Origin of the sequence: Leifsonia sp. (assembly GCF_051955155.1) — a bacterium.
Lineage (GTDB): Bacteria > Actinomycetota > Actinomycetes > Actinomycetales > Microbacteriaceae > Leifsonia.
On record NZ_JBQCGZ010000098.1, the window covers coordinates 1 to 5,240 of the forward strand.

The following is a 5,240-nucleotide window of genomic DNA, read 5'->3' on the forward strand; positions in this document are numbered from 1 at the left end:
TCCTCCTCCAGCTCCAGGATGGTGCGGAGATACATCTCGGTCGTGTCGATCAGATCGGTCATGGACCCCTCCACTAAGCGGGCGCGCGGATTTCGCATTAGAGCCTACTTGCTGGCGGCGACAGGGAGGTGACGGCTCCCCGGTCGGCCAGGGAATGCAACAGCCAATACACTTCAGTTATGCCGGATCTGACCATTCCCACGCACCTCCTGCCCGCCGACGGCCGTTTCGGATGCGGACCGTCCAAGGTCCGTCCCGAGCAGGTGGCCTACCTCTCCGGTCCCGGCGCCGAGCTGCTCGGCACCTCGCACCGGCAGGCGCCGGTGAAGAACCTGGTCGGACGCGTGCGCGAGGGCCTCGGCGAGCTGTTCCAGCTGCCGGAGGGCTACGAGGTCGTCATCGGCAACGGCGGCTCGACCGCGTTCTGGGACGCCGCGGCCTTCTCGCTCATCGAGAACCGCAGCCAGAACCTCGTCTTCGGCGAGTTCGGCGGCAAGTTCGCCAAGGCGGCGAAGACGCCGTGGCTCGAGGCGCCGCACGTGATCGAGGCTCCGGCCGGCTCGCGCGCCGAGGCCGAGGCGGTCGCCGGCGTCGACGTGTACGCCTGGCCGCACAACGAGACCTCCACCGGCGTGATGGCGCCGGTGCGCCGCGTGCACGGCGACGCCGGTGCGCTCACGGTGATCGACGCGACGAGCGCAGCGGGCGGCGCCGCGTTCGATGTGAACGAGACGGACGTCTACTACTTCGCTCCGCAGAAGAACTTCGCCTCGGACGGCGGTCTCTGGCTGGCGCTGTTCTCCCCCGCCGCGATCGAGCGGGTGGAGCGCATCGCCGCGAGCGACCGCTACATCCCCGAGTTCCTCAGCATCAAGAACGCGATCGACAACTCGCGCCTCAACCAGACGCTGAACACCCCCGCGGTGGCGACGCTGGTGCTGCTCGAGAACCAGATCGAGTGGATGAACGGCAACGGCGGTCTCGCCTGGGCCGACGCCCGCACCCGCGAGTCCTCGGACGCGCTGTACGCGTGGGCGGAGGGCGTGGACTACGCGACGCCGTTCGTCGCGGACCCCGCGCACCGCTCGCAGGTGGTAGTCACTATCGAATTCGACGATAAGATCGACGCCGCCGCGGTCGCCAAGGCGCTGCGCGCGAACGGCGTCGTGGACACCGAGCCCTACCGCAAGCTCGGCCGCAACCAGCTGCGCATCGCGACGTTCACGGCCATCGAGCCGTCGGACGTCCGCGCCCTGATCGGTTGCGTCGAGTACGTGGTCGAGCGGCTGGGCTGACCGCCATGAGGCTCTGGCTGCGCGACGACGAGCGCCGGCCCGACCCGGTCCCCGTGAAGACGGATGACCGGCGGGCCGTGCTCGTCGGGCTAGTCCTCTGGGTGCTCGCTTTGATCCCGACGCTCGTCTTCCTCGGCCCCATCGACGCCGCCGGCGGCACGTGGTGGCTCTGGACGGTCGTCGTCGGCATCGTCCTCGGCGTCCTCGGCCTCGGCTACCTCAGCATCAAGCGGCTCCGCCGGCACTGAGGCGTCCGCGGACTCGTCCGCGTCGCCGGGCTCGTCGTCCGCCGTCTCGTCGTCGTCCGCCTCGTCCGCGTCGGCCAGCGCCGCCGCCTCCTCGGCCGCGAGGTCGAGCTCGCCGTCGACGTCGGTGTCCTCGTCGTAGGCGACGTCCACGCTGTCGATGTCGACACCGTCCACGTCGTCGTCGCCGTGCAGGTCGTGGATGTCGTGGTCGTCGGCGTCGTCGTCCACGTCGTCCGCATCGGACCCGTCGAAGTCGTCGTCCTCGTCGTCCTCATCCTCATCGGAGTCGGAATCGACGTCGGAATCGTCATCCCCGCCCTCGGCCTCCGCCTGCGCGGCCGCCTCGGCGGCGAGCGCCTCCTGCGCGGCCTGGTACTCGGCGAGTCGCTCCGACCACGGCACCCAGTCGGGCGCGAGCAGCGCGTCGTCGCCGGGCATCAGCTCGGCCTCCAGCACCGTCGGCGTCGCGTCGTCGTCCGCGCGGCCGACGGTCACCGTCCCGCGCCACCCGGGGTAGCCGGCCAGGCGGGACTCGAACAGCAGCGAGACGACGCCGTCGGCCTCCACGACGTGCCCGACGGGCTCGCCGATGCTGGACTCCGGCGTGATCTCGGCCAGCGCCTCCCGCGCGAGCGCGACGGAGCCGATCAGGTCCTGGAGGTCGTCGTCAGGCATCCAGGTCATCCGCAACGCGTCGCAGCACGGCGGCGATCTTCGCACCGTGCGCCTTGTCCGGGTACTTGCCGCGGCGCAGGTTCGCCCCGATGCCGTCGAGGAGCTTGACCAGGTCCTCCACGATGATCGCCATGTCGTCCGCCGACTTGCGCTTCATCTTCACCAGGCTCGGCGGCGCCTCCAGGACGCGCACCGACAGCGCCTGCGCGCCGCGCTTGCCGTCGGCGATGCCGAACTCGAGACGGGTCCCAGCCTTCACCACCGCGCCCGCGGGCAGCGCCGACGCGTGCAAGAAGACCTCCTGGCCGTCATCGGAGCTGATGAAGCCGAAGCCTTTCTCGTCGTCGTAGAACTTGACCTTGCCGGTTGGCATGGGAACCTCACTTCACATGGGGGATCGAATGACCAACCTCAATTATCCTTGATTTCGTGACCCAGCAGACCCCGCCGCCGGCATCGCGGTTCCAACGCGTCCTCGCCTACATCGTCGCGGCCCTCGTGGTCGTCTCGCTGGTGTGCATCGCCGCCGTCCTGATCGGCTCCGCCCTGGGCGGGATGCCGCAGCAGGGCTCGGGCCAGGGGCTCTGGCCCGTCGTCTTCCTGTTCCCGCTGATCGCGTTCCCCGTCGCGTTCGTGCTGCTGATCGTGCTGCTGGTCGTCACGGCACGGCAGCGCCGCCTCGAGGCGAAGGCTGCCCAGGGCCAGCAGGGCCCCAAGGGACGGCGCTGACCGGGGCGACGGATCCGCGCGGATGACGACGACGCTCGCACTGGCCGCACGGCTGCGGGCGCTGCCCGACGCTGAGCTCGTCGGCGCGCTGCACGAGCGCGGCTACCGCAGGCAGGGCGTCTCCGACTTCTTCGACCTCGCCGAGGCGCTGCTGGATGCCGACTCGCTGCAGCGCGCGCTCTCGGCGCTCGACCGCGTGCGCCTGGCGACGCTGGTCGTGCTCGGCCGCGCGGGCGCCGGCCGCGACGCGGGCGAGGTGGCGGCCGCGCTCGCGGAGCAGCCGGCCGCCTCGGGGACGACCGAGCAGGACGCGCGCGCCGCGCTGGAGGCCGTCGCCGCCCTGCTGCTCGCCCATCCCGACGACGGCCGCTTCGCGGTCTACGACGCGGTCACCGCGCGGCTGGAGGCGTGGCCGGAGTCCGGCCTGCCGTCTCCCGCGGACCTGCTCGCGACGCCGCCGCCTCCCGCCCTCGCGGCCGTGCCGGACACCGAGCAGCGCTTCACCGACCGGCTCGCCGCCGAGCGCGCCTTCGAGGCGGTCGCCGCGGTGTCCGAGCTGGTCGCGGAGCTGAGCCGCGAGGGCGCCCGCGAACTGCAGAAGGGCGGCCTGGCGCTGCCGGCGACCAAACGGCTGGCCGAGGCGCTCGCGATCGACCCCGCCGCGGTGCCGACCGCCCTGTCCGTGGCCGCGCGCGCCGGCCTGGTCGCGATCGGCGACGGGATGTGGCTGCCGACCGAGTCGGCGTGGGCGTGGCAGCACTCCCCCACCTCCGACCGCTGGCGCGCCCTCGCCGCCGCGTGGAAGGCCGCGCTGCCGGACGACCTGCGCTCGCTGCTCGCCGGCCGCAGCAGGGCCGCGTGGGGCGACAGCCTGCGCCAGCACGTCGCCTGGCTGTACCCGGCGGCGGTGGAGACCGCCCAGGAGCGGGTGGACGCGCACACCAGGGACGCGGAGTGGCTGGGCATCACCGCGCGGCAGGCGCCGAGCAGCGCGGGCACGGCGCTGGTCGAGCGGGACGCGGAGGCGGCCGCCGAGATCGTCGCCGGGCAGTTCCCCGCCGAGGTGGACAAGGTCTACCTGCAGCACGACCTCACCGTCGTCTCCCCCGGCCCGCTCGCCCCCGAGGTGGAGTCGCGGCTGCGCGGGATGGCGGACCTGGAGAGCCGCGCGCTGGCCTCCACCTTCCGGTTCTCCGGCGCCTCCGTCGACCGCGCGATCACGGCGGGCGAGACGGCGGACGGGATCCGGGCGTTTCTGGCCGCGGTGTCGCTGACCGGGATCCCGCAGCCGCTGGACTACCTGATCGCCGACGCGGCGGAGCGGCACGGCCGCGTGCGCGTGCGCGAGGCGAAGGGTGCGGAGGACGGCCCTGTGGACGGCGTGCGCTCGGTCGTGCGCTCGTCGGACGCGACGCTGCTGCGCACCATCCAGGTGGACCAGTCCCTCGCCCCGCTGCGGCTGACCCGCTCCGCCGACGACGAGCTCACCAGCCGGTTCCCGCGGGATGTGGTGTTCTGGGCGCTGAGCGACGCCCGCTATCCCGTCGTCGCCGAGGACGCGGACGGCGAGCCGGTGGCGCTGCGCCGCCTGCGCACCGCCCGGGCGGCTGCGCCGGGCGGGCGCGACCAGGACGCCGAGCTGGTCGCCCGGCTCCGCGAGACGGACACGGCAGCGGGCGGCGGCGAGCACGACGCCGCGCAGTGGCTCGCCCGGCAGCTGGACGCGGCGGTCCGCGCCAGGCAGCCGGTGATCGTCGAGGTGCGGATGCCGGACGGACGCACCGTCGACTACCTGCTGGAGCCGACCGGGGTCGGCGGCGGTCGCCTGCGCGGACGGGACCGCGCGGCGGACATCGAGCGCACCCTGCCGCTCTCCAGCGTCACCGGGCTGCGCAGCGTAGACTGAACGGTCATGTCCGATGGCCCCCTGATCGTCCAGAGCGACCGCACCGTGCTCCTCGAGGTGGCGCACCCCGCCGCGGAGGACGCCCGCCACGACCTGGCGGTCTTCGCCGAGCTGGAGCGCGCGCCCGAGCACATCCACACCTACCGCATCACCCGGCTCGGGCTGTGGAACGCCCGCGCCGCCGGGCACACGGCGGAGGACATGCTGGGGACGCTGGAGCGCTACTCCAAGTTCCCGATCCCGCAGACCGTCTCGGTGGACGTGTCGGAGACCGTCGCCCGCTACGGCCGGCTCGTGATCGAGCGGGACGACGAGGGCGAGCTGGTGCTGCGCTCGTCCGACCTGGCCGTGCTGACCGAGGTCGCGAGCGCCAAGCGCATCGCCCCG

Annotated in this window: 6 protein-coding genes and 1 pseudogene; 5 read left to right on the top strand and 2 right to left on the bottom strand. The window is 73.0% G+C overall.

Translation table 11 applies throughout. The features are described from left to right. Positions 1 to 179: 179 nt before the first annotated feature. Positions 180 to 1,295: a phosphoserine transaminase gene (gene serC, locus ACTHMF_RS10885; protein WP_440317513.1), complete on the top strand. Its 1,116-nt coding sequence runs from the start codon at positions 180 to 182 to the stop codon at positions 1,293 to 1,295. 5 nt (positions 1,296 to 1,300) lie between these two features. Then, positions 1,301 to 1,543 carry a DUF2530 domain-containing protein gene (locus ACTHMF_RS10890; protein WP_440317515.1) on the top strand — a complete coding sequence of 81 codons (243 nt, stop codon included), beginning with the start codon at positions 1,301 to 1,303 and terminating at the stop codon, positions 1,541 to 1,543. A gap of 342 nt (positions 1,544 to 1,885) precedes the next feature. Here ACTHMF_RS10890 and ACTHMF_RS10895 read toward each other — a convergent pair. Then, positions 1,886 to 2,227 (bottom strand): annotated as a pseudogene (locus ACTHMF_RS10895) (DUF3027 domain-containing protein); the annotation flags it as partial. After that, positions 2,211 to 2,591, bottom strand: a complete 381-nt coding sequence (locus ACTHMF_RS10900; RefSeq protein ID WP_314147503.1) for a cold-shock protein — start codon at positions 2,589 to 2,591, stop codon at positions 2,211 to 2,213. The pseudogene ACTHMF_RS10895 and the gene ACTHMF_RS10900, both read right to left, overlap by 17 nt. 56 nt (positions 2,592 to 2,647) lie before the next feature. Here ACTHMF_RS10900 and ACTHMF_RS10905 point away from each other — a divergent pair, with 56 nt between their 5' ends. The 3 genes from ACTHMF_RS10905 to ACTHMF_RS10915 form a co-directional block, all read left to right on the top strand. After that, positions 2,648 to 2,947: a hypothetical protein gene (locus ACTHMF_RS10905; protein ID WP_440317517.1), complete on the top strand. Its 300-nt coding sequence runs from the start codon at positions 2,648 to 2,650 to the stop codon at positions 2,945 to 2,947. A 22-nt stretch (positions 2,948 to 2,969) separates the two neighbouring features. Then, positions 2,970 to 4,853: a helicase-associated domain-containing protein gene (locus ACTHMF_RS10910; RefSeq protein WP_440317519.1), complete on the top strand. Its 1,884-nt coding sequence runs from the start codon at positions 2,970 to 2,972 to the stop codon at positions 4,851 to 4,853. 6 nt (positions 4,854 to 4,859) lie between these two features. Next, positions 4,860 to 5,240, top strand: a 381-nt coding sequence (locus ACTHMF_RS10915; RefSeq protein ID WP_440317521.1) for a helicase-associated domain-containing protein, incomplete at its 3' end; no start/stop codon positions are given.

Bases quoted from the DNA above. Each gene is read 5' to 3' on its own strand.
- serC (WP_440317513.1), top strand. From the start codon at position 180: ATGCCGGATCTGACCATTCCCACGCACCTCCTGCCCGCCGACGGCCGT.
- ACTHMF_RS10890 (WP_440317515.1), top strand. From the start codon at position 1,301: ATGAGGCTCTGGCTGCGCGACGACGAGCGCCGGCCCGACCCGGTCCCC.
- ACTHMF_RS10900 (WP_314147503.1), bottom strand. From the start codon at position 2,591: ATGCCAACCGGCAAGGTCAAGTTCTACGACGACGAGAAAGGCTTCGGC.
- ACTHMF_RS10910 (WP_440317519.1), top strand. From the start codon at position 2,970: ATGACGACGACGCTCGCACTGGCCGCACGGCTGCGGGCGCTGCCCGAC.